Annotated in this window: 21 protein-coding genes; 6 read left to right on the top strand and 15 right to left on the bottom strand. The window is 61.9% G+C overall.

The window, feature by feature from the left end; genetic code table 11:
* Nucleotides 1-29: 29 nt before the first annotated feature.
* From pntB to L1080_RS29745, 9 genes are all read right to left on the bottom strand, one after another.
* A complete protein-coding gene (pntB, locus tag L1080_RS29785) occupies nucleotides 30-1,445 on the bottom strand; it encodes a Re/Si-specific NAD(P)(+) transhydrogenase subunit beta (RefSeq protein ID WP_159923573.1) in 1,416 nt (471 codons plus the stop codon).
* Between the two features lie 8 nt (nucleotides 1,446-1,453).
* On the bottom strand, nucleotides 1,454-2,995 hold the full coding sequence (locus tag L1080_RS29780; RefSeq protein WP_159927343.1) for a Re/Si-specific NAD(P)(+) transhydrogenase subunit alpha: 1,542 nt from the start codon (nucleotides 2,993-2,995) through the stop codon (nucleotides 1,454-1,456).
* A gap of 557 nt (nucleotides 2,996-3,552) precedes the next feature.
* Entirely contained in the window at nucleotides 3,553-3,906 is a 354-nt protein-coding gene (locus L1080_RS29775; protein ID WP_159923571.1) for a YybH family protein, read from the bottom strand.
* A 198-nt stretch (nucleotides 3,907-4,104) separates the two neighbouring features.
* Nucleotides 4,105-5,595, bottom strand: coding sequence for an MFS transporter (locus L1080_RS29770; protein ID WP_250776979.1), 1,491 nt, complete (start codon nucleotides 5,593-5,595; stop codon nucleotides 4,105-4,107).
* Between the two features lie 213 nt (nucleotides 5,596-5,808).
* Complete coding sequence (locus tag L1080_RS29765) at nucleotides 5,809-7,362, bottom strand: AMP-binding protein (RefSeq protein ID WP_250776980.1); 1,554 nt, start codon at nucleotides 7,360-7,362, stop codon at nucleotides 5,809-5,811.
* 1 nt (nucleotide 7,363) lies between these two features.
* On the bottom strand, nucleotides 7,364-7,750 hold the full coding sequence (locus L1080_RS29760) for a Zn-ribbon domain-containing OB-fold protein (protein WP_250776999.1): 387 nt from the start codon (nucleotides 7,748-7,750) through the stop codon (nucleotides 7,364-7,366).
* A gap of 14 nt (nucleotides 7,751-7,764) precedes the next feature.
* Nucleotides 7,765-8,925 (bottom strand): thiolase family protein, encoded by a 1,161-nt coding sequence (locus tag L1080_RS29755; RefSeq protein ID WP_159923559.1) that lies wholly within the window; start codon nucleotides 8,923-8,925, stop codon nucleotides 7,765-7,767.
* Between the two features lie 510 nt (nucleotides 8,926-9,435).
* Complete coding sequence (locus L1080_RS29750) at nucleotides 9,436-10,020, bottom strand: TetR/AcrR family transcriptional regulator C-terminal domain-containing protein (RefSeq protein WP_236603202.1); 585 nt, start codon at nucleotides 10,018-10,020, stop codon at nucleotides 9,436-9,438.
* Between the two features lie 154 nt (nucleotides 10,021-10,174).
* Nucleotides 10,175-11,314 carry an acyl-CoA dehydrogenase family protein gene (locus tag L1080_RS29745; protein WP_159923557.1) on the bottom strand — a complete coding sequence of 380 codons (1,140 nt, stop codon included), beginning with the start codon at nucleotides 11,312-11,314 and terminating at the stop codon, nucleotides 10,175-10,177.
* Nucleotides 11,315-11,776: 462 nt separating this feature from the next.
* Here L1080_RS29745 and L1080_RS29740 point away from each other — a divergent pair, with 462 nt between their 5' ends.
* The 5 genes from L1080_RS29740 to L1080_RS29720 all read left to right on the top strand — a co-directional run bounded on the left by L1080_RS29740 (nucleotide 11,777) and on the right by L1080_RS29720 (nucleotide 17,299).
* Nucleotides 11,777-12,694 (top strand): NmrA family NAD(P)-binding protein, encoded by a 918-nt coding sequence (locus tag L1080_RS29740; RefSeq protein ID WP_250776982.1) that lies wholly within the window; start codon nucleotides 11,777-11,779, stop codon nucleotides 12,692-12,694.
* Between the two features lie 127 nt (nucleotides 12,695-12,821).
* Nucleotides 12,822-13,721 carry an SDR family NAD(P)-dependent oxidoreductase gene (locus tag L1080_RS29735; RefSeq protein WP_159923553.1) on the top strand — a complete coding sequence of 300 codons (900 nt, stop codon included), beginning with the start codon at nucleotides 12,822-12,824 and terminating at the stop codon, nucleotides 13,719-13,721.
* A 132-nt stretch (nucleotides 13,722-13,853) separates the two neighbouring features.
* Nucleotides 13,854-14,594: an SDR family NAD(P)-dependent oxidoreductase gene (locus tag L1080_RS29730; RefSeq protein ID WP_159923551.1), complete on the top strand. Its 741-nt coding sequence runs from the start codon at nucleotides 13,854-13,856 to the stop codon at nucleotides 14,592-14,594.
* Between the two features lie 663 nt (nucleotides 14,595-15,257).
* Nucleotides 15,258-16,610: a phenylacetate--CoA ligase family protein gene (locus tag L1080_RS29725; RefSeq protein ID WP_250776983.1), complete on the top strand. Its 1,353-nt coding sequence runs from the start codon at nucleotides 15,258-15,260 to the stop codon at nucleotides 16,608-16,610.
* A gap of 98 nt (nucleotides 16,611-16,708) precedes the next feature.
* Nucleotides 16,709-17,299: a hypothetical protein gene (locus L1080_RS29720; protein ID WP_250776984.1), complete on the top strand. Its 591-nt coding sequence runs from the start codon at nucleotides 16,709-16,711 to the stop codon at nucleotides 17,297-17,299.
* 925 nt (nucleotides 17,300-18,224) lie between these two features.
* Here the strand turns inward: L1080_RS29720 and L1080_RS29715 are convergent.
* From L1080_RS29715 to L1080_RS29695, 5 genes are all read right to left on the bottom strand, one after another.
* Nucleotides 18,225-20,606 (bottom strand): AMP-binding protein, encoded by a 2,382-nt coding sequence (locus tag L1080_RS29715; protein WP_159923547.1) that lies wholly within the window; start codon nucleotides 20,604-20,606, stop codon nucleotides 18,225-18,227.
* 485 nt (nucleotides 20,607-21,091) lie between these two features.
* Nucleotides 21,092-21,430 carry a hypothetical protein gene (locus L1080_RS29710; RefSeq protein ID WP_159923545.1) on the bottom strand — a complete coding sequence of 113 codons (339 nt, stop codon included), beginning with the start codon at nucleotides 21,428-21,430 and terminating at the stop codon, nucleotides 21,092-21,094.
* 456 nt (nucleotides 21,431-21,886) lie between these two features.
* Nucleotides 21,887-23,203 (bottom strand): acyl-CoA dehydrogenase family protein, encoded by a 1,317-nt coding sequence (locus tag L1080_RS29705; protein WP_159923543.1) that lies wholly within the window; start codon nucleotides 23,201-23,203, stop codon nucleotides 21,887-21,889.
* 17 nt (nucleotides 23,204-23,220) lie between these two features.
* Complete coding sequence (locus L1080_RS29700; protein ID WP_159923541.1) at nucleotides 23,221-23,976, bottom strand: SDR family NAD(P)-dependent oxidoreductase; 756 nt, start codon at nucleotides 23,974-23,976, stop codon at nucleotides 23,221-23,223.
* A 1-nt stretch (nucleotide 23,977) separates the two neighbouring features.
* Complete coding sequence (locus L1080_RS29695; protein WP_159923539.1) at nucleotides 23,978-25,006, bottom strand: phosphotransferase family protein; 1,029 nt, start codon at nucleotides 25,004-25,006, stop codon at nucleotides 23,978-23,980.
* 228 nt (nucleotides 25,007-25,234) lie between these two features.
* On the opposite strand from L1080_RS29695, the gene L1080_RS29690 reads away from it, so the two are divergent.
* Nucleotides 25,235-25,891 (top strand): TetR family transcriptional regulator, encoded by a 657-nt coding sequence (locus L1080_RS29690; RefSeq protein WP_159923537.1) that lies wholly within the window; start codon nucleotides 25,235-25,237, stop codon nucleotides 25,889-25,891.
* Between the two features lie 78 nt (nucleotides 25,892-25,969).
* On the opposite strand, the gene L1080_RS29685 is transcribed toward L1080_RS29690, so the two are convergent.
* A complete protein-coding gene (locus L1080_RS29685) occupies nucleotides 25,970-26,581 on the bottom strand; it encodes a TetR/AcrR family transcriptional regulator (protein WP_159923535.1) in 612 nt (203 codons plus the stop codon).
* Nucleotides 26,582-26,606 lie beyond the last annotated feature (25 nt).

The following is a 26,606-nucleotide window of genomic DNA, read 5'->3' as shown; positions in this document are numbered from 1 at the left end:
GCGAGGTTTCGAAGAAATCCCGAGGTTGTTCAGACCTTCGCGTGGGTCTTCAGGGCGGCGAGGATGTCCTGCACACGCTCTTTGGCGTCACCGAACAGCATCTGGGTGTTGTCCCGGAAGAATAGGGGGTTCTGCACGCCCGCGTATCCGGTGGCCATGGATCGCTTGAACACCACGACGTCGGCGGACTCCCAGACCCGCAGCACCGGCATTCCAGCAATGGGGCTGGCAGGGTCTTCGGCGGCGGCCGGATTCACCGTGTCGTTGGCCCCAATGACAAGGACGACGTCCGTGTCGGCGAGATCGTCATTGACTTCGTCCATCTCCAAGACGATGTCGTAGGGCACTTGCGCCTCGGCGAGCAGCACGTTCATGTGTCCGGGCAGCCGCCCCGCCACCGGGTGTACTCCGAACCGGACCTCGACGCCCTGCTCACGCAGGCGACGAGTCAGCTCCGCGACCGGGTACTGAGCCTGCGCGACGGCCATGCCGTAGCCGGGAGTGATGACAACCGATTTGGCGCCCGCCAGCAACTCGGCGACCCCGTCGGCGTTGATCTCCCGGTGCTCACCGGTGACACTCGCCCCGCCGGAGGAGGTGGGTGCTCCGAAGCCGCCGGCGATGACCGAGAGGAACGACCGGTTCATCGCCTTGCACATCACGTAGGACAGGTACGCGCCCGAGGACCCGACGAGTGCGCCGGTGATGATCAGCAGGTCGTTGGCCAACAGGAAACCGGATGCCGCTGCGGCCCAGCCGGAGTAGCTGTTGAGCATCGACACGACCACGGGCATGTCGCCGCCGCCGATCGATGCGACCAGGTGGATTCCCAGGAGCATCGCCAGGATCGTCACCGCGGCGAGCAGCCACAGGGTAGGGCCATTCACGAAGATCACCGTGAGCACGACGAACCCGGCCAGCGCACCGAGGTTGAGCAGATTCTTCCCCGGCAGCTGCAGCGGCATCGACGGGATCCGTGCCGACAACTTCAGGTAGGCGACGATCGAGCCGGTAAATGTCACGGCGCCGATGAACACCCCGATCACCACTTCGGCGTGGTGGATCCCCAGCAGGGACCCGACCAGCTCCGTGTGACCGCTCTCGACTTCGAGGAAGCCGTTCCAGCCCACTAACACCGCGGCAAGGCCGACGAAGCTGTGCATCAGCGCGATCAGCTCCGGCATGCCGGTCATCTCGACGACCCGGGCCCGCCAGAGCCCGATTCCGCTGCCGACCACCAATGCGATCAGGAGCAGGGCGATCCCGAGACCGGACGCCGAGTCGAGTGCGGTGAGCACGCTGGCGACCAGCGCGATCGTCATGCCGACCACACCAAACACCACACCCGAGCGGGAGGTCTCGTGCTTGGACAGTCCCGCGAGACTGACCACGAATAGCAGGGCGGCGATCAGATAGGCCGCCGCAGTCCACGTCGAAACGCTCATACCTATTCTCAGCTCCTCGAGAACATCGACAGCATGCGGCGGGTCACCGCGAAGCCACCGACGATGTTGATGGCGGCCAGCAACACCGCAAACGCGGCCAGCCCGGTGACCAGTTCCCCGCCGGCATTCGCGCCGCCGGTGCCGATCTGCAGGATCGCAGCGACCACGATGATTCCGGAGATGGCGTTGGTGACCGACATCAGAGGGGTGTGCAGGGCGTGATGGACGTTGCCTATCACATAGAAGCCGATCACCACTGTCAGCACGAACACCGTCAGGTGCCCGGCCAGTTCGGGGGGCGCAAATGCGGTGGTCAGGAACAAGACCAGCGCCCCTAAAATCCCCACCGACGCCCGCGCCCACGGTGACGGGGCCTTCTTCAGCTCGGCTTGGGTGTCGACGGCGTGCGGCGCCGCGGCCGGGGCGGCGCTCACCGATACCGGCGGCGGCGGCCAGAGGGTCTCACCCTGGTGGGTGACGGTCAGTCCGCGCTGCACCACGTCCTCGAAGTCGAGCACGATGTGCCCGTCCTTGCCCGGGGTGAGCAGCTTCAGGAGGTTGACCACGTTCGTGCCGTACAACTGCGAGGCCTGCGTGGGAAGTCGGCCGGGTAAGTCGGTGTAGCCGATGATCGTGACCCCGTTGTCGGTCACGACGATTTCACCGGCGACCGTGCCCGCCACGTTGCCGCCCTGCGCGGCCGCCATGTCGACGATCACGCTGCCGGGTCTCATGGACGCGACTTGCTGGGCGTCGAGTAGCCTCGGGGCCGGACGGCCCGGGATCAGGGCGGTTGTGACCACGATGTCGACGTCTGCGGCCTGCTCAGAGTAGATTTCCGATGCGCGTCTGTCGTATTCGTGCGACGTCGCCTTCGCGTAGCCGTCGGCGCTCTTCTCCTGAGCGACCTCGACAGCCAGATATTCGCCGCCCAGCGACTTGACCTGGTCGGCGACCTCGGGCCGCGGGTCGGTGGCTCGCACCACAGCGCCGAGGCTGTTCGCGGTCGCGATCGCGGCCAGCCCGGCCACGCCGGCACCGGCAACGAGCACCTTCGCGGGCGGGACCTTGCCCGCCGCGGTGACCTGACCGGTGAAGAATCGGCCGAAGGCGTGTGCTGCCTCGACCACGGCGCGGTAGCCGGCGATGTTCGCCATCGAGCTGAGCACGTCCATCGACTGCGCCCGCGAGATGCGCGGTACCGCGTCCATCGCCAGTGCGGTGACTCCCCGCTCGGCCAGCGCAGCCAGGCGTTCAGGATCGAGCGCCGGGGCGAGCATCGCGATCAGGACACTGCCGGCACGCAGTGCGGTGATCTCGTCGGGCTGCGGGGCGTTGATCATCACCACGACGTCCGCGTCCCACACAGGACTTGCCGAGATCTCGGCACCAGCGTCGAGGTAGGCGGTGTCGTCGAATCCAGCTCGCTCCCCCGCCCCGGACTCCACGGTCACCGTATAACCGAGGCTTACGATCTTGCGCACCGCCTCCGGAGTGAGAGCGACCCGCGTCTCGGCCTTGACGGTTTCCGCGACCAGCCCGATTCGCATCGGTGATGGGGCGGGAGTTGGCGCCGGGAAGGTGGGCGCTGGTGGACTTTCACTCATTCGTACTCCTTGATCAGCGGCGTGCAGGCGCCACTCGAGCGCGTGCAGTTTGATCTGGGCACTAACCGTTGGTCTGCAGCCCATGCTGGGGAACTCTGCTTCTTGCTTGCATGAAGGGTGATTCAGGTCGCGTACACCGTTGGTGATTTCCCTGGAGGACCCCGCAGGATCGTCAGGCAGGCGAAGTCACCAGCTTTCCGGCGGCACGGCATCGCTGCGGTCCTCAGGCCAGGGCTCGCGCAGATACGAATCACGGTCGATAAACGCCCGACCGGACGGAGGCGTAGGTGTAGCCTCCGTCCGGGATGTTCGCAATTCGCCGTACCGAATATTGTCGGGCACCGCCGAGCGCATTTTGTTCTTCGGAAGCGCTGTCTCGTCGTCGACCAAGACGCCCTTACAACAGTCCGCGCTCACCAACCGCCACGATTCATCGCAAAGCCGGTTCGCAGACCGCGCACGGGACACAGCCCGCCCGACCACTCCGTCGAAGGCGCCGGCTATCGACCAGTCTCCCGCGTGTACACGACGAAACGTTTGACCAAACCGTCGCCGTCGAGCGTCGCGTGGTCGATGGCACTTAAAAAGTACTCGGTCTCGTCGTTGATCTGCGCATCCAACTCGTAGACGCACATGTCGCCCTGCTCGACGAAGCTGGCGAGTCGGAGTCTGGACTTGATGGAGGGCAGGAAATTTTCGTAAAACGAGCTAATTTGTTCCCGTCCTCGCAGCTCGCGCCCCTTCGGAGCGAGAAAGACTGCATCTTCTGCGAACAAGGATGCAAGCCGGTTGTATTGGCCGGCATTGGTGAACTCCACGTATCGTTCGGCGAACGCGCGGGTAGGAGTCGTCATGTTCAGTAAATCCTTCCAGTGTGATTCTATATCGGTTGGTTCATCCTTGATTGGGCCATCTTCCAAGCCTCGGGCTCCATTCCTCGCGCCGGTGCGTAAGTATCCGCCGGCGAGGCCGGGATATGACCAGCAACCTCAAGATGGTGACCGTCACCGATTCGGTCAGCAAAAGTTGCGTCCAGAAAATATGGTGCTGCCCTAGTTGAGCGGCTTGTCGCCCCCAGCAACGGTTGAAAACGCATCGACATCTTGCTGTCTCGACGCGCGTCGTTGCGCTGCGATGTGGCGAGCCCGCAGCATGGACACCACGGCCAGAATTCCGACCCACAGGCCGACAAGGAACGACCCAAGCACAAACAGGCCCGAATTGAGCACCATAGCAAGCCAGAAAGGAGCGACGGCATTTGATACTCGGGTCGTCGAGTGGGCGAAGCCCATTCCACTCGCTCGCACAGAGGTCGGAAACTCCTCGCCGGCTGTCACGTTGGTCAGTGGCGAGTAGCCACCACTCACCGCCATAACAACGAATGCAGAAGCGATTACGACAGACGTCGCATCTGATGCAAAGAAGACTACGATACTGATGCAGGCCAGCGCAGCCATTGCAAACATCATCGTCCACCGCGAAACAAAACGACTGGACAGGTACACAATTGCGCATCCCAGTGGCGCTCCGTACAACGACGCGGCGGTGACCGTGAGCGCTAATGAGGAGTCGAATCCCCGAGCATCAAGAATCGTGGGAAGCCACATGGAGAACGACTGCCCCGCGGTCGAATAGAGCATCAACATCACCGACACCAGAACAAGGGAGACGAGTAGGGGTCCGCGTGTCAGTCGAACCGGTTCCCCACCAGCTATATCTACGGTATCAGGTTCTGCATTCACCGATTCCGTGGCAGTCGAACCTGGAGTGTCCGAGGTGAAAACCTCTTCACAGGTAGCGATTGCCGGCGATTGCGTTGAGGAAACACCCGAGTTTCGTTCCAGCGAGGTCATTGCCGCTTTCGCATCGTCCAGGCGCCCCCGCGTAACCAACCACAGCGGAGATTCGGGGAGCAGTCGCAACGGAATGTACAAGAGGATCGCCAAGGCGCTGATACAAAACACGAGACGCCAGCCCTCAGGCCCGACTGGAATGATGAGTCGAGCCAACGTTGCGAAAACGGCCGAGCCTCCTACACCAATGCCTGCCACAATCGCTGTGCGCGCAGTCCTTCGAGACGGTGGGCTCATCTCAACGAGATAGATCAACGCGACAACGAATAGTGATCCGATTCCGATTCCCGCCAGGAAGCGAAGAATGACCAGTTCAACCGGCGTCTGGATGACCGATTGCGCCAGAGTGAAGAGCGTCGTGATAGCCAATGCCAAACGGAAGAATCGAATTCGACCATATCTGTCCGACAGATAGCCACCGATCGAAGCACCGAGGAAGGACCCGATAAAGGTTGCGGACATCGTGAGAGCGAACATGGTAGTGGTCAGCCCAATAGCATCCCGCAACGTCGGAGCGACGAGCCCAAGCGAGGCACCGTCACCAATATCAAAGAATACGGCTAGGGCAGCGACCACAACCACCATCCTCGATCTACCGCGGGCCGGTAGATTTTCAAGACGTGCGGCGATGTTCTCGTGAACCCGGGTACGCTCTGATGAGTGCACCGGCTCTCCGTCTGAGTGCTTCATTCGTTCGCTCCTGTTCTGGACATCAGCAGTCGCCTGAGACGATCCGCAACGGAGGTGAAAAGAATCTTCGCCACGCGCATGCGGTCCTGCGATGTGAATCTCACATTAGAACTTCAAAAACGCTGACAACTATCCGAAAGGTGGATCCAACTCACGAGCGCCTCCACACTGGCGGTTCAGGGATGACCAACCGATCAACAGGTGAGCCGGAGATCAGACCTTGGCCTTCGTAATGTCGGACTCACCCGGGTAACCGCCGCCTCCAAAGGTGGCATCGAGCGAGTCGTAGTCGATGGCGCCGCCGACCGTCGGGATCGAGTCGACAAACTCTACAAACTTGGGTTTCTTGTAGGAGGCTATGCGTGTCCTGCAGTACTCCCGCAGCTCGCCTTCAGTTACCGTCTCACCGCTCTCCAAAACAACGATCGCCTTGACGGACTGAATGAAAACAGGGTCGGGCACGCCGATGATTGCGGCTGTCTTCACGGCGGGATGGGTCTTCAGACAACCCTCGACCTCCGGTGGGTAGATGTTCTCGGCCGCGGACTTGATTACCCGGACCATCGTGCCCAGAAATGACACGGATCCGTCGGATTCCCGCCGGCCGGCATCTGTCGTTCGCCACCATCCACCGTCGAGGAACCGCGCAGCATTCGTCTCCGAGCGGTTCCAGTACCCGCTGTGGACGGTGTCCCCACGAATCGCGATCTCCCCCATCTCGCCGTCCGGTACCACCGCCCCTGCAGGGTCCACAATTTTCACTTGTGTCCCCGGGAACGGTCTACCCGCATTGCCGATGCAATCCGGTCCGATTGCTTTCAGGAGGGCCAAGCCGGTCAGCTCTGTCTGTCCGTAGCCGCCCGGGCGCTGTCCCCATCGTGATGTATCGGCAGGCAGGTCGTCACCCCACATCGATCCGAACGCACCCGCTCTCAGCGTGGAGATGTCGAGTCGGGCCTCCATGTTGAGTTGCTTGATCTCCGCAATGGTGGGCGGCATGAGGAAGGCGGAGGTCACTTTCTCATCGGCGATGATTTGCAGGACGTTGACGGCATCGACACGGGGTGTGTAGACGTTGGTCCCGCCCCGCACGTATACCGGCAGAGATTCGAGTTGGAAGTTGGCGGTATGGAACAGCGGACCCGAGTTCAGGAATATCGAATCGTGAGCGGCGCCCGTAACCTCACCGGTCAGCAGTGCCATGGAGATGAGGTTGCGATGGCTCAGCATCGAACCGCGCGGGCGCTCAGTGGTTGCGGCGGTGTAGATCACCAGCAGTGCATCGTCGGGGCTGACATCTGCATTCGGAGGTTGAATTGACGGCGCTGCAGCGACTCTCGCCTCATAGTCGTCCGGCCCGGCGCCGTCGTGTTGAATCCAGATCGCGTCGAACTGCGCGGTCTGCCGGGCGGCCTGTACTGCATCGCCGATCTCTTCCTCTTGCCAAAAGACAACTGACGGCTCGAGATCGTTGATGACGAACGCCATCTCTTCAGCCGGCTGACGCCAGTTCACGGGGCAGATCATTGCTCCCAACCGCCCGGCGGCGGTCAACAACTCGAGGAAACGGAACGACCCCTGCGCCAACCAGAGAATGCGGTCGCCGTGCGAGACACCCGACTGCGCCAGCACGTGTGCCACACGATCGACCCGGAGATCGAACTGCTGCCAGGTGAATCTGGTGGCCCCGTCGACAACAGCCGCGGTCGCGGGATAACTGTGACTGTTCTCCCGGCAGATATCGGAGATCGTCGGTTGATAGACCATGTCACGCTCCTATGAGCTCGACGGGCGTAAACATCGGAAGCGACGCGCCCTCGACGTCGTGGAAGACAACTCGCACCCGCGTGCCAATACTGATGGCTTCTGGTGGGCACCCGACAATATTGGTGAGGTACGTCCAGCCTTCGTCGCCTGTGACGACGCCAAGGACATATGGCGTTTCGAGGTCGGCGGAAAGAGGTCTGTGCACCACAGTGAATGTGGTAATCGTCCCAACACCACGGCATTCGACGTAGGACCAGTCCGTCGAGTCCGTTCCGGGTACACATCGTTCGGGTGGGAAGAAGTACCGACCGGTCCGGTTGCATCGTGGTGTCACGAAGCGGTGGTCCCGCGCGGCTTCCCAGAACTCGGACGACCAAGCGGAAGGCACTGCAGCAAGGCTTCTCAACGCGGTCCCTTTCCGAGGAGTGCGAGCTCGTAGTGACCGGCAGCCGAACCAGCGTTCGCTGCCAGTGCGGTCTCGACGCCCTGAACTTGATGCACCGCGGTACCCCTGATCTGCCGCACACACTCGATCACTTTCAGTGTCATCTGTTGAGTGCCATTCCAAGCATACGAGAGGCATCCTCCGTCGGGATTTACCGGACGAGGTCCGACGATTCCGATCGACTCGGAGGTCACGTAGCGGCCTCCCTCACCCTCAGGGCAGTACCCCAGCACCTCGAGCTGCCGAATGATCTCAAACGAATTCGGGTCGTAGAGACTCAGGACGTCGACGTCATCACGGCTCCGGTCGGCGATGGCGAAGGCACGCTCGGCGGCGGCGGCGCCCAGCCTGCCTACCGCACCGTAGGAGGGAGGCGTGAAATACGGTCCCCCGATGGCTTCCATGGACCCACCAAGTACAGACACCGGTATGTGTGGAAGATCCCGTGCACGTGCCATCGATGTCAGCACGACTGCGGCACCTCCTTCGCCGGAGAGGCACACGTCGAGCCGGTGCAAGGGCGAAGCCACCATGGGCGAGGCCAGAACATCGTCAACGGTGTACGGTCCCCGTCCGAACATGATCGCCTCCGGGTTCGTGTGACCATTGTTCCGGATTGTCGCGGACACACTAGCGAGCTGCTCGGACGTGGTTCCGAAACGATGCATGTGCTCGGCCGCAACCAGGGCGAAGAGAGGGACGACATAGGCCCCCCAGACGTCGGTGAACTCCCCCGGCTCGACTCCTGCGCTGACGGTTGCGCCCGGCCCGAACATCCCCGCCATGCCTCCGCCGACCACCGCGACGTCACACAGGCCGGCGTTGATCGCTGCGGCCGCCTTGAGGACACCCCGCACGCCGGACGTGTCGAGCAGCGAATCGGCAATCCACCGAACGGAGCCACCGAGGGCGCGAGCCCACAAAGAGCCCTCCCCCGGACGACCCCCCGCACCCGGCCATTCCGCGGCGACTCCGTCGACGTCTGATGGCTTCAGGCCCGCGTCCGCGATCGCACCGAAGACAGCTTCTTGTGCAAGTTCCAGCGACGTGCGGTGCGGAAGTGCCCGAGACTGCTCAGTGGCATAGATCCCCACCACGGCGACGTCTTGTAGCGGCATCAGTGTTCCTCCAGATCTCGGCGAAGGTGATAACTGACCTTCACCAACTGGCCCACCCGGCGTTCCAAACCGGTCGAACCCATATAGATAGATACTTTAACTGATAACAGTGTGCACCACGTCACCTTACAGTGTAAAGTAGAAAGCGAGTTTTCGCAGCTCACACAGCCGGAGACCCAAGATGAGTTACCCCGCGGGCCGGACCCACCGGTAGCCCACAGCCGATGTCGATCAAGCTGCCGGGAGCCCGGCATGACCGCAGCAGTACCTCCCACCAGCCGCGGCCGAGTACCGTATCCGGCAAGGGGCACGGTGGGCACGGCAAACCTTTTAGGACATCGCGCTTGGCTTCGTCCCCCTGCGTCGAGGTCATCGCGATTCCTGGGATCAGGAAGGCCTCGGTTCACACATGCCGGCCCATCAGGTGCTGGTGGCATTCACTCGATTGCCGCCTCGCATCGGATGTGCGAGGCGTTTGAGAGGATCCTCCTGCGCGGTCGGTCTCCGCATTCAGCTGGGCTTACCAGCGCGGGCTCGGATTCCCTCAATCAAAGTATCGATACCAAAACTGAAGTAGTCGGCGCCCCGCAACTCATCGAGGTACGGCATGATCTGCGCCAACGCAGACGGTACCCCCACCTGGTCTTCGGGTTGAGGCACGACGTCCAACGCCACCTGGTAACGCCCGAACAGATAAGTGTGGATCATCGCGTACGTCAGAACGACCTGCCTCTTTTCCAACCCCGCCTCCAGCAGGATCGCCATCAGCGCGTCGACCAACCTCCAATCGGAGTACAACATGCGCTGGAGTAGAAGGCTGGCGATCCCAGGATGTCGGCGCAGCTGCGCATCGCTCCTCTCGATCAGCAGCCGGAGCCGAGTGTCCCACGGCCCATCGTCCGCAGTGGGGATGCGAACCTCCTCGAGGGTTCGCCGAGCGACGAGGTCAAGAAGCTCCTGCTTGTCGGTAACATGAGAGTAAGCAGCCATCTGGGAGCGTCCGAGCTCACGAGACAGGCGCCGCATCGAGAGCGCATCGAGCCCGTCCGCTCGAATGATCGTCAGGGCTGCATCGACGATCTGATCCTCGGTCAACGACGGCGGGCGTCCTTTGCCGCGCCGAACCGCGTCCTTCGTAGCGCGCGAGGAAGATGAACGCTCGTTCGAATTCACAGCGATAGTGTACTCACCGTCCCGCCCGCACCCGGGGGACGACGAGTACAGGCCTGTGCCGCCATCACCACACGCATTAGATTCCGAGGCGTTCAAGGAGCCTCTCGTGCGCCGCTGTCGGGCCCCCGAGAAGCAGGTCTGTCGTCTGAACGCGCAGGCCGATTGCTTGGGCGACCGCTGGGTCGAACTCGCTGGAGCCGGCCGTATGAAGCCGGCGGAACACACGACGAGCCGCCGAAGAACACCCGATGTGCGCCATCGCGGAAGCAACTGAGCTCTGACCGCTCCTGTTGTCTCCCTGGAGCTTAATCGCTCGGAGCAACAGAGCAGTTGCACTCCATCGCAGAACCTCCATCGCCGCAATCTCGCGGGTGTACCGGCGCCATGCTTCGCTGTCACCACACGACGGAGGCAACTGCGACAACGTCTTCAGGCCACGATCCACCAGGCCCACCTGCTCGGCAGCCAGGGCGGTTGTCGCCCGGTCCACGATACTGTTCATGACCTGTCCGACAGCACCTTCCCTGCCGATCATCACCGCGGGCGTATCGTCGAATCCGACCCGAGCCAAAGGCCGATCAGCATCAAGTGTGGTGAGCGAATTGATGCTCACTCCCTGGGCTGAGGATTCGACGAGGTACAAGGACGGGCCATCAACCGTGCGTGCGATCGTGAGGATCGTGTCTGACCCCAGGGCACTGGGGACAAACCATTTCTCACCGGAGACCCTCCAGGAATCGCCACCTGAAGACGCTCGGGCGCGAACGAGCGCTGGGTCCCACGACCCGGACTCCTCAGCCACAGCCAGAGTTGCCTTTCCGAGATCGGCATAATCGCCGTTGGATGCGGACACCAAGGAGTACGCCTGGGCGGCAAGCCCTGCCGAAGCGAAGTAGTCGGTCGACGACAGTGTGAAGCCGGCCGAGTATGCGACCTGCGCGAGCCCCCTTGCAGACGAGGAATTCTCAGACCACGCAGTTTCGGGCAGGATAGTCGACAGAGACTCGTTGCGCTCGATCACATGACCTGTGACTTCAACAGAGATCGCATTCAGCGCCTGCTCTGCCTGATAGACCAGTCCACCCGTCGCCGACACCAGCGGCAAGAACGGACCACGAAACGGGTTCCCGGCATCTGCAAGCAGGCGAGGACCGAGGACCTCGGCGATGAACTCGCCAGCGGTCGCCAGTACACCGCACTCTGCGGCTTCGATCACGGGAACCGGGCCGTCGACGATTCCAGTGCGTAGTTCGCGGACCGCAGCGAGACCGACCAGGATCTTGCTGAGCTGTCGCCGCAGAGCGCGATCGTCCAAGGTCCACGTGGAGCGCATCAGCGCCGACAATGTCTCGACATCGAGTCGATCGAGGTAGTCGGCGCGCTGTTCAGATGTCATCACCGCGGTGGCAGTCGTGTGCGTCATCAGCTCTCCAGGAGGGGTCTCGGACGGTACCTTCACAGAATGAACCCTTTACGTTACGCTGTAAAGTATCTAGGTTCACGCTATACCCGCGGCCGTCACCACGGAGGAAACATCTGCCCAAGGAGGGCTCATTTGACCGGCGTGACGAACTACTGTTAGGGAAGACGGCGCCGAGTCAGGAAATCATGGCTCACTCAGGAGGCAGGTTCCGGAGACGCCAAGATTGCGGCACAGCCAAATCATGAAGGAGTCATTGTGACAGTAGATCTTAGTGACCTTAAGAATCGGTCGGTCCTTGTGACCGGCGCAACCGGGATGCAGGGCGGGTCCGTTGCTCGTAATCTCAGCCGCGAGGGCGCTTCCGTGTCAGCTCTTGTCCGCGAACCTGGTTCCGAGGCTGCCGTGGAGCTCGAGAAGTCCGGAATACGTCTGATTAAGGGCGACCTCGAGGACAGCTCCTCGCTTCGGGCAGCATGTGCGGGACACGACTCCGTCTTTTCAGTCCAGCTCGCCCCGAGTCCAGCCAACCCAACCTCCGAGCGAGATCAAGCGAACAACCTGATTACGGCTGCGAGAGACTCGAATGTCGCGCACTTTGTACACAGTTCAGTTTCCGGAACGGGCTGGCGAAAGTCTCATCCGGAAGCAAATTCTGGTGGGACAGATGCCTACTGGGACAGTAAAGAGGCCGTCGAGGACGCCGTACGCAGCGCCGGGTTCCCAGTCTGGACCATACTGAAGCCAGCATTCTTCATGGAAAACTTCGTGGCGCCCAAAGTGGCTCACATGTTTCCCTTCCTGAGCCGTGGCGAGATCGTCGTAGCCTGTGATACCGGCACGACCCTGGCGATGGTCTCGGGTGACGACTTCGGCAAAGCAGCTGCCGCTGTTGTCGCCGACCCCGCCCGCTTTGCAAAGGCGGAAATCGAGCTTTCCTCCACCGCACTGAGCTTTGCGGAGATTGCCGACACCTACGGCGATGTAACAGGGGTTCGAACCAAGGCGTGTTCGGCGTCTCCAGAGGAAATCGAGGAGCGGTTGGGCCACAGGTACTGGTCCGGCATGCAAATTTGGCTCGACGCTGTCGGCTACCCAGCGCGACCTGAACACGCTGCCGCATACGGGATCGATATCGACACAAGCTTCCGAGATTGGCTTTCTTCACACCAGTGATCTCCTCGGAAGTCTGTAAACCGCGGGGAAGCTACAACATTCCGCTATTACACGCCATCGGGTCGAGTGGTCCACTCCCGGGCGATTCTATCTTGACCCACATGCAGAGCCTCTTAGGGAGAGACCGTTGCGAAACATCAATTTCAGCGGCCGCGTTGCGATCGTTACCGGCGCCGGCCGAGGGTTGGGACGATCCTATGCGGAAATACTGGCCGCACGTGGTGCGATAGTGGTCGTCAACGACGTGACGAACTCCGGCGAAGCTGCAGACGCCATTCGAAGCGCCGGCGGATTATCTATCGCTAGCGACCACGATATCTCGACACCAACGGGAGCCAAAGGCTTGGTCGATTTCACCGAAGAGCAATGCGGAGGCGTCGACATCCTTGTCAATAATGCCGCTATTGGTCGGTATTCCAGCTTTCTGGATGTAGAAATCGACGAGTACGAGTTGGTGCGCAAAGTCGGACTGGACGGCACATTCTACGTGACCCGAGCGGTGTGGCCGATCATGGCCGCCCGGGAGTATGGGCGAATCGTAATGACCACTTCAGGCCACGGTCTGCTGGGCGGGAATAACTCCATCAGTTATTCGGCCACTAAAGGCGGGATATTCGGCATGATGCGTTCGGCTGCACTCGACGGCAAGCCCTTCGGAATCATGGTTAATTCCATTTGCCCAACCGCGTTTACGCCAATGGCCGAGTCTTACGTGAGTGAAGAATGGGCGGAAAAGATGCGAATGGAGTCACCCACCAGCCTAGTGTCCCCTCTCGTTGCCCTGCTGTGCAGTGAGCAGTGCCCCACGACGGGCGCCAATTTCGACGTAGGGTCGGGTCGGGTTGGCATGGTCACTCCTTTCACAAACGTAGGTTATTACGACCGCGACCAGACACCCGAGTCGATTCTTGAACATTGGCCCGAAGTAACTGACACGGCGGCACAGAGCGCGTATCCCAGTTCGCGAGAATCTACCGAAGCAGTAGAAAAGGCTCGAAGGCGAACAGGGGCAGACGCGACTCGCTGATCCGTGAAGTCGACTAATCCTGCTCCGGCAACTTCAGTCGACAGACCTGCCGAACCGCTTCGGCAGGTCCTCGCCGTTAGGCGTCCACATCTATCAATCCTGACGCCATCCTGAAAATGAAGGGAGCTCGACATGGGAGGTCGACTCGCAGGAAAGTCTGCGATCGTTACTGGTGCCGGTTCTGGTATCGGACGCGCCATCGCGTTGCGATTCGCGGCAGAAGGCGCTGAGGTTCTCGCGGCTGACATTAGCGATGGTGTCAAAGAAACTGCATCGCAGTCGAACGCGATCAGTCCCATCTTGTGCGATGTAAGCGACCACGAACAGGTTCAACGCCTGGAAGAGGAGGCCCGAAAGCGATTCGGGGGCCTCGACATCTTGGCGAACAACGCCGGCATCGGCGGCTTGAGCGGAGTGCCGCTTCACGAATACCCGATCGAAGCATTCGATAGAGCGCACGCTGTAAACGTCCGCGGTGCTTTCATGGTGCTTCAGGCGGGAATCCGCCTCATGCTCGATAGCGGCGGTGGAACGGTCGTAAACACCGCATCGACCGCCGGATTTCGAGCCACCCCAGGGTCCTCCGGATACGTCATCTCGAAGGGCGGTGTGGTGATGATGACGAGGCAAGCCGGGTACGAGTACGCAGACAAGGGAATCCGCGTGAACGCGATCGCCCCTGGGACCATCCAGACACCCATACTCGACGGCATCTCAGACGAGCTTATGGAAGAGCTTCAATCCCGTTCACCGGAGAAGCGACTGGGTCGGCCGGAGGAAGTCGCCTCGCTGGCCCTCTTTCTCGCGTCGGACGAATCGACCCACATCATTGGGCAGTGCTATTTGATCGACGGCGGTCGTACAGCTGGTTAGATGTGGTCACCCTGACCTCGAACGCCTCACCATGAAGCCGCCGAGGACCCATGTCGCGACCGAAAGCCCGTGCACGTCCGGCCCCACGCCCATCCGCTGAGTGCACACCGGGCCCGGCCTGTCGAAAGTACCGGGCAGGAGGCGCTTCCTGGTCGCCGACTCCCTTCGCTTCGCGTTCGTGCTTGCCGTCGGCACAAGCATGACATGGGTAAGTGGGACCTGGCCCGCTCCCCGCTCAACGCAATTTCCCATACCATCCGCAGATATGGGCGCGCGATCATACTCCTGGGCGGGGAGACAAGGAGAATTAAACAGATTCTGATCACCGTAGATGTTCGGAGTCCCGATAGGTTTCACCACGGACCGGCGGCCCGTTTCGCAGCGGCGTGGTAACTGACTCTCAGTGATCAGTTTAAGAAACTGACTGCCCAACAGTCGATCTCGGGTGCTGCACGAGGTCCCATTGGGGGCTACAAGACCCGATGGGACCGGTTTTCCAGCACTCCGAACAACGTTCGAGGGGGTCGCCCGAACCCGTTATCCGATAGATACTTAAGCTTATTGAATCGTTGCTTGCGTCACACTACGCTACGTTTGGGGTTGCCGCTCCGCGTGCGTTGGACGAAGCGCGCGACCTTTAAGCACCCACGGACGGAGTTGATCTTGACAGCACAACGTAGCCCACTCATCGAAGGCAGGGTGAGCGTTCGGCGGCATGGAAGCGACGCACTGCTGGAGCCAGCGGTAGAGCTGGCGTCTCGTGCTGCGATTGAATCGAACCAGGAACAGAAGATTCTGGAGTTGGTCCAGTATGCCTGGGATCGTTCAGCCTTCTACCGCGAGTTTTGGGGGGCTAGTGGCATCACACCGGACGACATAAAATCCGTTCGCGACTTCGTCGAGAAGGTGCCCCTGATGACGAAAGACGACATTCGCGCGTTTCGCGCACGCACTGGTGATCCGTTCGGCGGGCTCCTGTGCGTCAATCCTTCTGAACTTACTTCTGTCATCACAACTTCGGGTACGACGGGCGAGCCTGAGCCGGTGGCGGAGATCTGGGACGAGATTCCACCCATCCCGGCTGCGTGCCTTCGTGACCAGTGGGAGTGGGGATTGCGACCCGGCGATCGCATTATCGTCCCGGCGGGGACATTCAAGAACTACTGGGACACGCTCTACAACGCCATGGGTCTGGTTCCGATCTTTGTGGACACATGGATCGGGAACGGTGAACGGGTCCTGAACGTGATCAAGCGCCACAACGTGGCGTACATGCTGCTGCCGATGCCTCTGATTCTCGAGTTCGAAGCTCTCGAGGATCGCTACGACCTGCGGGAGATGCTGTCGTCGCTCAAGTACGTGTCCTTCTCCGGTCAGCCACTCGGCGCAGTACTCCGGCGAAAGATCACTGAGGACTGGGGTGTGCAGATCGCCACGTTCACGAGCGCCGGCGATTGTGGTCTGGCGTGGGAAGGCACGGATCAGGACGGGTTCTACCTCTGGGAGGACACGATTCTTCCTGAGGTGATCGACCCTGTGACTCACCATGAGGTCGGGGACGACGAAATTGGTGAACTGGTGACGACTGATTTCGACAATCGAGTCGCGCCATACATCAGATTTCGGTCAGGTGATCTCGTCCGCAGAACCAAGATGGAATCGTCGCTCGGCCGCCACCATGCTCGGATGTGGGTAATCGGGCGAATGGGCGACCAGACTATAATTGACGGACGAGCCGTCGTTGTCAGCGACATCTGGGCAGCCATCGAAACCCTGAGCGAAACCAGCGACGGGATGTTCCAGATCGTGCAGTATGCATCGAAGATGGATCGACTCGAGCTGCGCGTCGGTTATGCACCGGAGCGAACCGCTGATATTGACGACCTGGGTGCGCGGGTTATTTCTCTCCTCGAGCAGAAGCTCCGGGTTGGAGTGGACGTCACTTTGATGACTGTCGACGAGATTCTTAAGTTCAGTTCAAGTGTGGCCAAGTTCCCGAGAGTGGTGAAGCAGTGAGTCGGCGTTCAATGGTTGAGGCGATCCGCAAAGTCCCCGCAGCCCCCATTTACGGCATAGTCGTTACTGATTTCGGCGGCGAGCCATACGAATACGAGGTGGGCTGGGATGACTCTGAGCGAGACTTCCAGTGGGCTCTGCGACTTCTGAGGCGCGCGGGCGTCACCTCGGATGACTACATCCTGTGCACAACGCCCAACCACGAACTTCCGTGGACCAGCCCGTTCATCCGCGCCTTTCGCGAGATCGGCGCGACGTACGTTCCAGCGGAGCAGCATAGTTGGGACTCCCGCCGTTTCCTTGCGATCCTCGACAGACTTCCCATCACGGTCGTGTTCGGACTGTGGCCAGAGACCCTGGCTGCGATCACGGACAGTAGGCCCGACCTTCAGAGGGTGTTCTCCGACACCCGGCTGATATGGGCTAGGCCCGAGGCCAATCGGCAGCTGTCAGCCGCGGGAGTTCAGTCTTTGCCATTCGCACTGCTGGGTCCTGCTGTGGGGCTCGGGTTGCCCGACAACGATGACTTGCAGGTCAACGGGAACGAGTGGGAGTTTTGCTCCCGGGACGGAGAACTGATCGTCTCCGCTACGACGCAGCGGAGGACCGGCCTGGTGGATGTGCCTACAGGGGTCCGCGCTACGGTCACCGCGACCAAGGAAGGCGGAACCCTGGTTCAGCTGTCCTGACCTCGACTCCGGAACCGTGAGTGGGCGCGGCGGTGCCCACGTCGGGTTCTCCGCCCACCGGCGCGGTGGATTGTTCGATGTCGTGGGCCGGTTGAAGACGCCTCGAGTGTGTGGTTCTTCTACGGAAATCGTGTCTACGCTCCGACTCGGCGGTGGCGATGACGACGCTCGACAAAGTGCTCAGACATGCTCGGTGAAAAAGTGCCCACATGCCACTGCGGTTTGTCGTCATGATGATCGATGTCTTCACATACCGCCCAAGTAACCACCTGAAACAGCGCGGATGCCGCCGCGCCCGGTGGTAGCGGGCGGCGAGGTTGGCCGCCGTGGCGAATTTAGGTGCGGCGGCCGGCGTGCACCGCGACCCGCGCCAGCCTGACCGCCAGGTACATCTTGGCGACCCCGGCGGGCCGATAAGCAGCAGGTTCGAGAGCAACTCCTCCAGGGTGTTCTCCCGCGGGCGACCCGCCGCTCGTAGATGGACAGGTCGATGACCGTTTGAGGCCGTTGCAGCCGACGGTTCGACCTCGCTCGATGTCGTGCTGGTGGGTGGTCCCGCCGGGAATGGGCGCGGTGTAACACGTCCGCGCCCATTCCCGGCGGACAACCCGTTCCATCCGGGTCCCTACAAATGTCTGGAGGACGTCGAGTACACCGCGATGGAGTGGGTTCACTGGTTCACACGCAGTCGTCGGGCACTGTCGGCTCGGATATACCCCTCCGGATGAGTTCTAGGCGGCGTACTACGCTCATCTGTCGGCTCCAGAACCGGAGCTATCACCGATATAAGAGCGGCAAGAAACCCGAGACGGTTCATCACCACGTTCGCCACGACCTCGCCCTTGATGCAGGACCACTACGGGTGGCCTACGCGGCGCCGCGCTCTCGCGTCGCGCCAGATGGTGTCCAAACCGGGTTTCTCGAACTACTCCGAGAAGTCCGAGAGGCCCACCTGCGGCAACGGGCGGTTGACGCTCCCAGTCCAGCGCGGCGCACGCTTCTCGAGGAACGCGTTCACCCCTTCCGTCGCATCTGGCTCGCGCGCGAGGGCGACAAACAGGTCGGACTCTCGCGCGAACGACGGCCCATACGAGGTCTCCAGACTATCGAGCATGAGTCGCTTGGCGAGCCCGACAGCACGAGGTGCTGTGTGGTTCGCTATGTCCTTGGCCGTTTCCAGAGCCCTCTCGAGCACCTCGCCCCTGGGTACCGCGTGACTGCATACTCCCAGGCGTTCGGCCTCCGCGCCGGAAAAGCGTCTACCCGTCAGGAGTAGATCTGAGGCGACTGCCAGGCCCGCGATCCGTGGAAGAGTCCAGTGGGAGCCCAGTTCCGGAATGACCCCGAGGCGGGTCATCGGGATTGCCAGGCGCGCATCGATGGCGACGATGCGAATGTCGCACAGGAGGCTGAGCGTGACTCCCATTCCGATCGCATCGCCGTTGATCGCTGCAATGACTGGCTTGTCGAGATCACGTGGTGTGAAAAGGTTCTGGAGTACATCTGACGGGTTCGTCGCCGTGTCAGAAGAGGGTTCTAGTCCCGCCGCAAGGTCAGCGCCTACGGAGAACGAGTCGCCAGCCCCGGTGAGAACCACGACTCGAATTTCATCGTCGTGAGCACAGCGGCGGAGGGCATCACTGAAAGCTCGGACCATGGGAATGGTCCAGGCGTTGCGGTGCTTTTCGCGGTCCAGTGTCAGTGTGGCGACACGGTCGGTGACGTCTACTCGGATTCCGTCGAAGGTCCTGGGCCACTGGGTCAGTACGGTGCCGCCAGCGAGTTCAGGGGCGATTACTTGGTCCCTCAACTCATGCTTGCGTAGCTTCCCAGTTGGTGTCCGCGGCAGTTCGTCGACGATCCGAAACTCGCGGGGGACCTTGAACCCGGCCAACCGTTCCCTGACGTAGGCACGGAGATCCTCGGCTAACCCCTCGACATCGTCCTTCGAGACCGGTTGAACGACCGCGACCAAACGTTCACCCATCTCCTGGTCGGGAAGTCCGATGACGCCGACATCGAGAATCCGCGGATGCAGCACGAGTGCGTCCTCGATCTCTTGTGGATAGATGTTCACACCACCGGAGATGATCAGATGCGGGCGACGATCGCTGAGAAACAGATAACCATCCTCATCCAAATATCCGAGGTCGCCTACCGTGACACCACCACTCGAGTCGCGACTGGCTGCAGTCTTCAACGGGTCTCCGTGGTACTCGAACTGCTCACAACCAGTGAACCAGATCGTGCCGACTTCACCCGCTGGGAGCGTATTGCCGTCCTCGTCCTTGATGTAGGGCGTTCCCATCACCGGAAGCCCGACAGACCCGGGCTTGAGCAGCCACTGTTCAGAAGTGATCGCGGTTGCACCCATGCCCTCCGTGCTGGAGTAGAACTCGTAGAGGATCGGGCCGAGCCACTCGATCATTCGGTGTTTCACCTCGACCGGGCACGGCGCTGCTCCGTGGATCACATGGCGCAGGCTGGAGAGGTCATAACCTGTGCGCACCTTTTCGGGCAGTTTGAGCATGCGGACAAACATGGTCGGCACCCATTGGCTATGGGTCACCTGGTGTTTCTCCAAGGTCCGGAGCGAGAGCTCTGGATCGAAGTTGCGCAAAATTACTGCCGTGCCGCCGCTGCGATGGGTCGACATCGACCACGCCAGCGGCGCAGCGTGATAGAGCGGCGCAGGAGAAAGGTAGACGTCGCCAGGATTGAATCCGAGCGTTTCCCGCAGCCACCGGCCGGGCAGATCGGAATAGGTGCCCATCGGTCCGCCTGGTAGCGGGCGTTTGATCCCCTTGGGTTGTCCGGTCGTGCCCGAGGAGTACAGAAGGAAGTCACCCTCGCACTCGTCATCGATCGTTGTCGTCGGGTAGCTAGTCAGTATGTCCGCATAGCACTCCCAGTCCTCGCAGCGGTCACCGATAACGATCCGGCGTGGCTGCAGGTTTGGGGCGGTGAGGACATTCTCAGCCAGGTCCACGAAGCGAGCAGACACAAAAAGCACGTGCACACCGCTGTCGCCGACCAAGTAGGACACCTCTGGGGCGGTTAGATGGGTGTTGATCCCGACGTAGTAGAGCCCCGCACGCTGGGCTCCCCACGCGATCTCGAGGTACTCAGCCGAGTTCTCGGACATGATGCCAATGCGATCGCCCGGACGTAGACCTGCTTCGCGGAGGTAGTGCGCAATCTGGTTCGACCGTGCCTCCAGCTCGGCGAACGTCACCACGTGCAAGTCCGGTTCGACGATGATCGCTGCCCGGTTGCCGTCGAAACGGGTCAGGACGTCGGTGTCCATCAAGATTCCGCTCCTTCCTCGATATGGGTGCGGGGATCCGTGGCAGCCTGGACTCGAAGCGGGCCGGCACCCCGGCCAGCCACTGCAGCAAGGAGTGCCGGAGCTCGCTGTGCTCTTAGTGCGGCGTGGGGTAAGGCATTCAACGGTCGAGTTGTCACCGACAAGCCGGTCACCTCGTGTGGTGACGTTGCGGAATCTTGCGCGCGCACTGCATGCGCCGACGGCCTATAGATGTGCGGCGGAGAGGCGGTCCATTTTCGAAGGTGGGCTAACGGGAGCCTCGCAGCACCTCGGAGTCTCTGCTTCGACTCGCTCATCTCTATGGAGAATGCCATTGCATTGCCTTCCGGGGCTGGCCCGCCAAGCGGATCCCAGAGGAGCGCAGAATCGAGAATGTCAGTGTCGATACGGCTGTGCCACACGTCTTTCTACCTGATTCTTCTTCCTCTGGTGCCACTCGCAAGTTCGCGGGACCTGTCGGATCGTCAGCTATTTTGTTGCCCATGAAAGAGATCGCCGACTGCTGGGGGAACGAAGGAGGAACTCTGCTTGTCGGTAGGGTACGCGCTCGCCAAACAGCTCATTTCGTCGTCGACGCAGTTCGACTCAGGGACAACCTGCCACAATCGCTCAATAAATCGACACCGCGTCATTCCGAACTGCACAAGGATTTCCTCCTCGGTCGCCCCCCCGTACGGCGCCCACTTGATGGCGAACTCGATGAGGCGCTCCGCTTCGATGTCACGGTGATTGCGTGTGCGGTTGGCCGCGAGCAAAGCGGCTCGACGCCTCTGACGCAATTGGCGATACTCACGAGAGTTCACGGGATTTCACCCCTCTGATCGTGACTGAAGAAGTCTGCTAACTCGTGGAGGTCTTATCCCAGCGAGGACTATGCCTGGGGGACGCCTGTCGTTTTCACCGTGGCAGTCAAGGTTCTCATCCCACGACGCACTAGATGCTCCGCAACCACGGCTAGGATCCTCGAGTCCGGCTCGCACTCGTTGATGCGGAGAGTTTCCCGCAGGCCTTCTCGACAATGGACCGCCACTTAGTTCAGCGCCTGGCATCCGACGCTACTCGCAAATCGTCATCTGCCGAACCCACGTACATCGGGACACGCACGACATTGTCTGCGCGCATCAATACTGACATCGGAGGACCCCATAACTGAAAACACTCCAATGCTGTCGGGCCAACAGGCTTTCAGGCGGTGGCCCGACAACACTTACCCCGGCTGGGTCCGGTGTCGGAATGCGCGAATTGCTCTTTCAAGACCCTTACGCGTGTACCTCGGCCTCGGTGGCAGCCTGCGCCGCGAGTGCCGTGGCGTGCTTGGCACGCGCAGCCTCGACCCGCGCAGGCAACCACTCGGTCGGGTAGTCGCCCGGCGCCGGCTCATGGTCCCGAAGAATCAGGCGAGCCGCTGTAATCGTGTGCACCTCGGTGGGGCCGTCCCAAATTCCGTACGCAGCCGCCAGAGCCCACAACTCACCGAATGGCATTTCGTTGGAGACTCCCAGCGCGCCGTGCAGGTGCATCGCCCGCTCGACTACATCGCGCACCACACGGGCAGACAGCACCTTTGCGACGGCGATGTCGCGTCGGATGTCCTTGCTGTAGCCATGCCCCTGGTCGATCATCCATGCGGTCCGAAGGACGAACAGCCGGAACTGTTCGATCTGGGCGTAGCTTTCCATGATCGCCTGCTGCACCAGTTGGAAGTCCCCCAGTTGGGAGCCACGGCTGATTCGGCTCAGCACTCGCTCGCAGCCCATGTCGAAGGCGTAGCGTGCCTGGCCGACACCACGCATGGCGTGGTGGATGCGACCACCCGAGAGACGGGTCTGTGCAATCTCGAAGCCCTGGCCGGGGTCACCGAGCAGGCCCTCAGCGGGAACCCGGACGTTCGTGTAGCGAACGAGTGCGTGATCCATCGCGTCTTGGGCTTCACCCATGAACTGCGTGCGGCGAACCGTCTCGATTCCCGGGGTATCCCGCGGGACGAGGAACATCGACATGCGCTTGTAGGTCGATGCCTCGGGATCCGTCACGGCCAGCAGCACGAGGAAGGCGGCTTCCTCGGAGTTCGAGGTGAAGAACTTCTCGCCGTTGATTACCCAGCCGTCGCCGTCTCGCTCTGCCCGGCAGCGGAAGCCTGTGGGATCCGAACCACCCTGCGGCTCGGTCATCGAGAAGGCGGAGAACAGCTCGCCATCGAGGAGCGGCTGTAGGTATTGGTCCTTCTGCTCCTGGGTGCCGTAGTGCGCGATGACTTCAGCATTGCCGGTGTCCGGCCCCTGCACCCCGAAAATGGTCGGTGCCCACTGGTACGGGGCGAGGATCTCGTTCATCAGGCTGAGCTTCACCTGCCCAAAACCCTGGCCGCCCAGCTCCGGGCCCAGGTGACAGGCCCACAGCCCACGCTTGCGGACCTCGTCCTTGAGCGGGTCGATGACATCTTTGAGCCACTTCGGAGGCGTCCGATGGTGATCGTGCGGCCACAGCAGGTCGAGAGGGGCGACCTCCTCAACCACGAAACGCCGCATCCACTCCAACTGCTCTTCGAACTCAGGTTCCGTGCTGAAATTCCACATACTTGCACTACTCCTTGTCAGGGGTTCTGTCGGTAAAGGCCGCCGTCGACCCGAATCAGGGTGCCGGTAACGAAGGCCGATGCCGGTGTGGCCAGCCAGAGGGCCGGTCCTACGAAGTCCTCCGGGGTGCCCATCCGAGCCAGCGGCATCCCGTCGACCGCGCGGGCGCGAAGCTCATCGCTCCACCCGGCCGAAATGTCGGTGGCAACCGGCCCCGGGAGCAGGGCATTAACTCGGACTGTGGGCCCGTATGCACCCGAGAGACCGACGGTCAGCGCATTTAGTCCGGCCTTCGCACAGGCATAGACCAGCTCGTCGGTTCCGGGCCGGAGCGTTCCAATAGTGCTGATATTGATGATCGAGCCACCGCCGCCTGCCTTCATCTGCTCGGCCAGCAGAACCGACAGCCGGAACGGACCCTTGAGGTTCACCCCGGCGACCTTGTCGTAGTAGGACTCGTCGATGGACAGAAGATCCGGATAGCGCGGGGTCATGCCCGCGTTGTTGACGAGCACGTCACACCGACCGAACTCGCGGTCGATCGTCTCGGCGAGGTGGTCGGATTCCTCCCAATTCGCGGCTTGGTAAGCGACCGGAAGTGCGCGGACTCCGAATTTTTCGGCGATCTGCTCAGCCGCGATTGCACATGCGTCGAACTTTCGACTGGCGATCACGACATCCGCGCCTGCGGCGGCGAACCCCTCGACGATCGCACGGCCGATCCCCCGGCTGCCGCCGGTGACAATCGCAACCTTCCCCGCCAACTCATTCATCTCAGATCCTTTCTTCGCGGGCGAACTCCGCCGCGGCAACCATGAGGCGCTCCACGAGCGGCGCCATGGTGTTGTCCTTGTCGGGAACCCCGTTCGCCACCGCCCGGGCGACGCGACCCTCGAGGATGACCGCGAGCTTGAACAGCGCCAGGCACTGGTAGTACGGCAGAGCCGACAGATCCCGGCCGGAGCGCTCCGCGTAACGGGCTGCCAGCTCGGCGCGAGTGGGATAGTGATCGACACCGCCGGCCTGCAAAGTGAGGACCGGCTCCTCGCCGGGGTTTGTCCAGCGAGCCAGAAGATGACCGATGTCGAGCAGTGGATCGCCGATGGTGCCCGTGTCCCAGTCGATGATCGCCGCCAGTCGGGCCGGCGGTTCGGGCGCGACCATCACATTGAAAGGGCTGTAGTCGCCGTGCAAAATCGCGGCGGGACTCATGGTCGGCCGATTGCACTCGAGCCAGTCCGTGACGAAGTCCAGTTCGGGCAGGTCTCGCGTGCGGTACCGATCCAGCTGCGCGAGCCAGCGCGACACCTGCCGTTCCAAGAATCCTTCCGGCTTGCCCAGTCCCTCCAGGCCTCGCTCCCGCCAGTCGACCGCGGCCAGTTCGACCAGACCGTCGACATATGCCTCGGCGAGACCACGCCGCAAGCTCGGATCCGAATGGAACGGCTCGGCCAGCTCGTATCCCGGCGTGAAGCCGTCGACTTTGTCCATGATCATGAACGGGGCACCTATGACTTTGGCGTCCTCGCAGAGCAGCCGCGGCGTGGGGTGCGGAACTGGCGTGCCCTCCAGAGCCTGGAGGATTCGCCACTCCCGGACCGTGTCGCCCGCGCTCTTGTCATTCAGCACCGCGGGCGGACGACGGAGAACGAAGACATCGTTGCCGCGCCGCAGTTCGTACAGCGCATTGGCGATGCCGGTCGCCGCGCCGATCCGAGTCGCGCTGATGGGCTCGGACGCAACGCCCAGCGCATCGCCCGCCCAGGCGGATAGGGCCGCCAGGTCGAGTTGGGGATCATCCATCACGACCGCGTCCTCAGTGGTTCCACTCGAAGCCGACACCGGACCTCCAGAAAGGTTCTATTTGACAGTGACTGCCAGCCGATGACAGTGACTGACACAAGTTGACAGAGGCTGACATTATTGTGTGTATGACATCGAGTCAAGTGATTCGCCGGTCCTCCCCGCCGACGATCAATGACAGACTTGCGACTTGCCGCCCAGCAACCGCGAAGGGAAGTGACGAGGACAATGCAGCGCGATGACCTGACGTCCGATCTGCAGTCCGCCGCCGGCTTTCGACCCGACGGCTCGCATGCCGATCAGTCGATGCCGCAGAACTTGCGCGCGCTCCGCCGACAGTGGGTACAGGATGATCTGGCCCGGATCGCCTTGCACCTCTTCCTCGACCGCGGTTACGACGCGGTGTCCGTCGAAGAGGTGGCCGCCGCCGCTGGGATGTCAGAGCGGACGTTCTTTCGATACTTCCCGTCCAAAGAGGCAGTACTACGTCGATATCGCCACTCGCTCTCAGCGAGGTTTCTGCGGTTGTTCGAGGCGCGGCCGAGCGACGAATCCCCACTCGTTGCCCTGCGCGGCGCCTACCTCGAGAGCTCGCACGTTCCCGAGAGCGAACGGCCCAAGGTCCACGCACTCGAACGGCTCCTAGCGACCACGACCGCCATCTGGGCCAAGGACCTGGGCGAGACGATCACCGACACCTCGGTGGTCGCTGAGCTGGCCCGACGAATGGATGTCGCTGCCTCAGACCTGCAGCCAACCGTTCTGGCCGCGGCCGTGTCCGCCGCGGCCGCAACTGGGTGGAATTGCTGGGCGCGCTCCACCGGCGAGGATGACCCCAGCACGATCGTGGCTGCCGCCATCGATCTGCTCGGTCTGACCGATTGAGCGCGCCCCGCGCGTGATTGCCCCGCCTCGGGCGGATCTGACCGCTGGACGCCTAACTCGCCCGGCGCGTAATCCGGCTCAGCGCTGGACCATCCGAAGCATCCGGTCGATCAGAGTTCGTCGCGCATGCGGACCCGGCGGCCTGCGCTTCGGCGAGGCCATTGTCCGTATGTACACAATCCCGACCAGGCTGTCCGCCAAGAGTGCCCGATCGACGTCGGCCGCGAGTTCACCACGGTCGACCGCCGCCTGAAGGACCTCCGCGAACCGCCGCGCAGTGGGGTGCAGCAACCGCTCCTGGAAACGAGCCAGCAATTCGGGGTTCGAGCTCGCATCAGCCATCACCCGCATCTGGAGGTCCATCGTCTCGGTCCCCATCTGATCGGCGATAGCGCCCAGCAGCACCAGCAGGTCCCCCCGGAGAGTGCCGGGCAATTCTGGAATCTCCGGCAGGACGATCGCGTCGATCGCGTCGACGATCAGCGCCTCCGCCTCGGTCCAGCGCAGCAGCAGACTCGATCGCGCGACGCCGGCCCGTTTCGCCACGCTACGCATGCTGAAGCCGGCGACACCTCGGTCCGTCAACTCCTCGCGAGCCGCCCGCAGCAGTCGCTCCTCCAGCGACGAGTCACGCGGCCGTCCCACACGGGGGTGCACGACGGCCTCCCGTGCCCCCACTTCGCCTGTCATCGCACCTCCGAGTCGAGTCCCTCCA

Origin of the sequence: Rhodococcus sp. MSC1_016 (genome assembly GCF_023667485.2) — a bacterium.
Taxonomy (GTDB): Bacteria; Actinomycetota; Actinomycetes; order Mycobacteriales; family Mycobacteriaceae; genus Rhodococcus_F; species Rhodococcus_F oxybenzonivorans.
The sequence above is the reverse complement of the archived record's forward strand: the minus strand, read 5'-3'. Positions and strand labels throughout refer to the sequence as shown.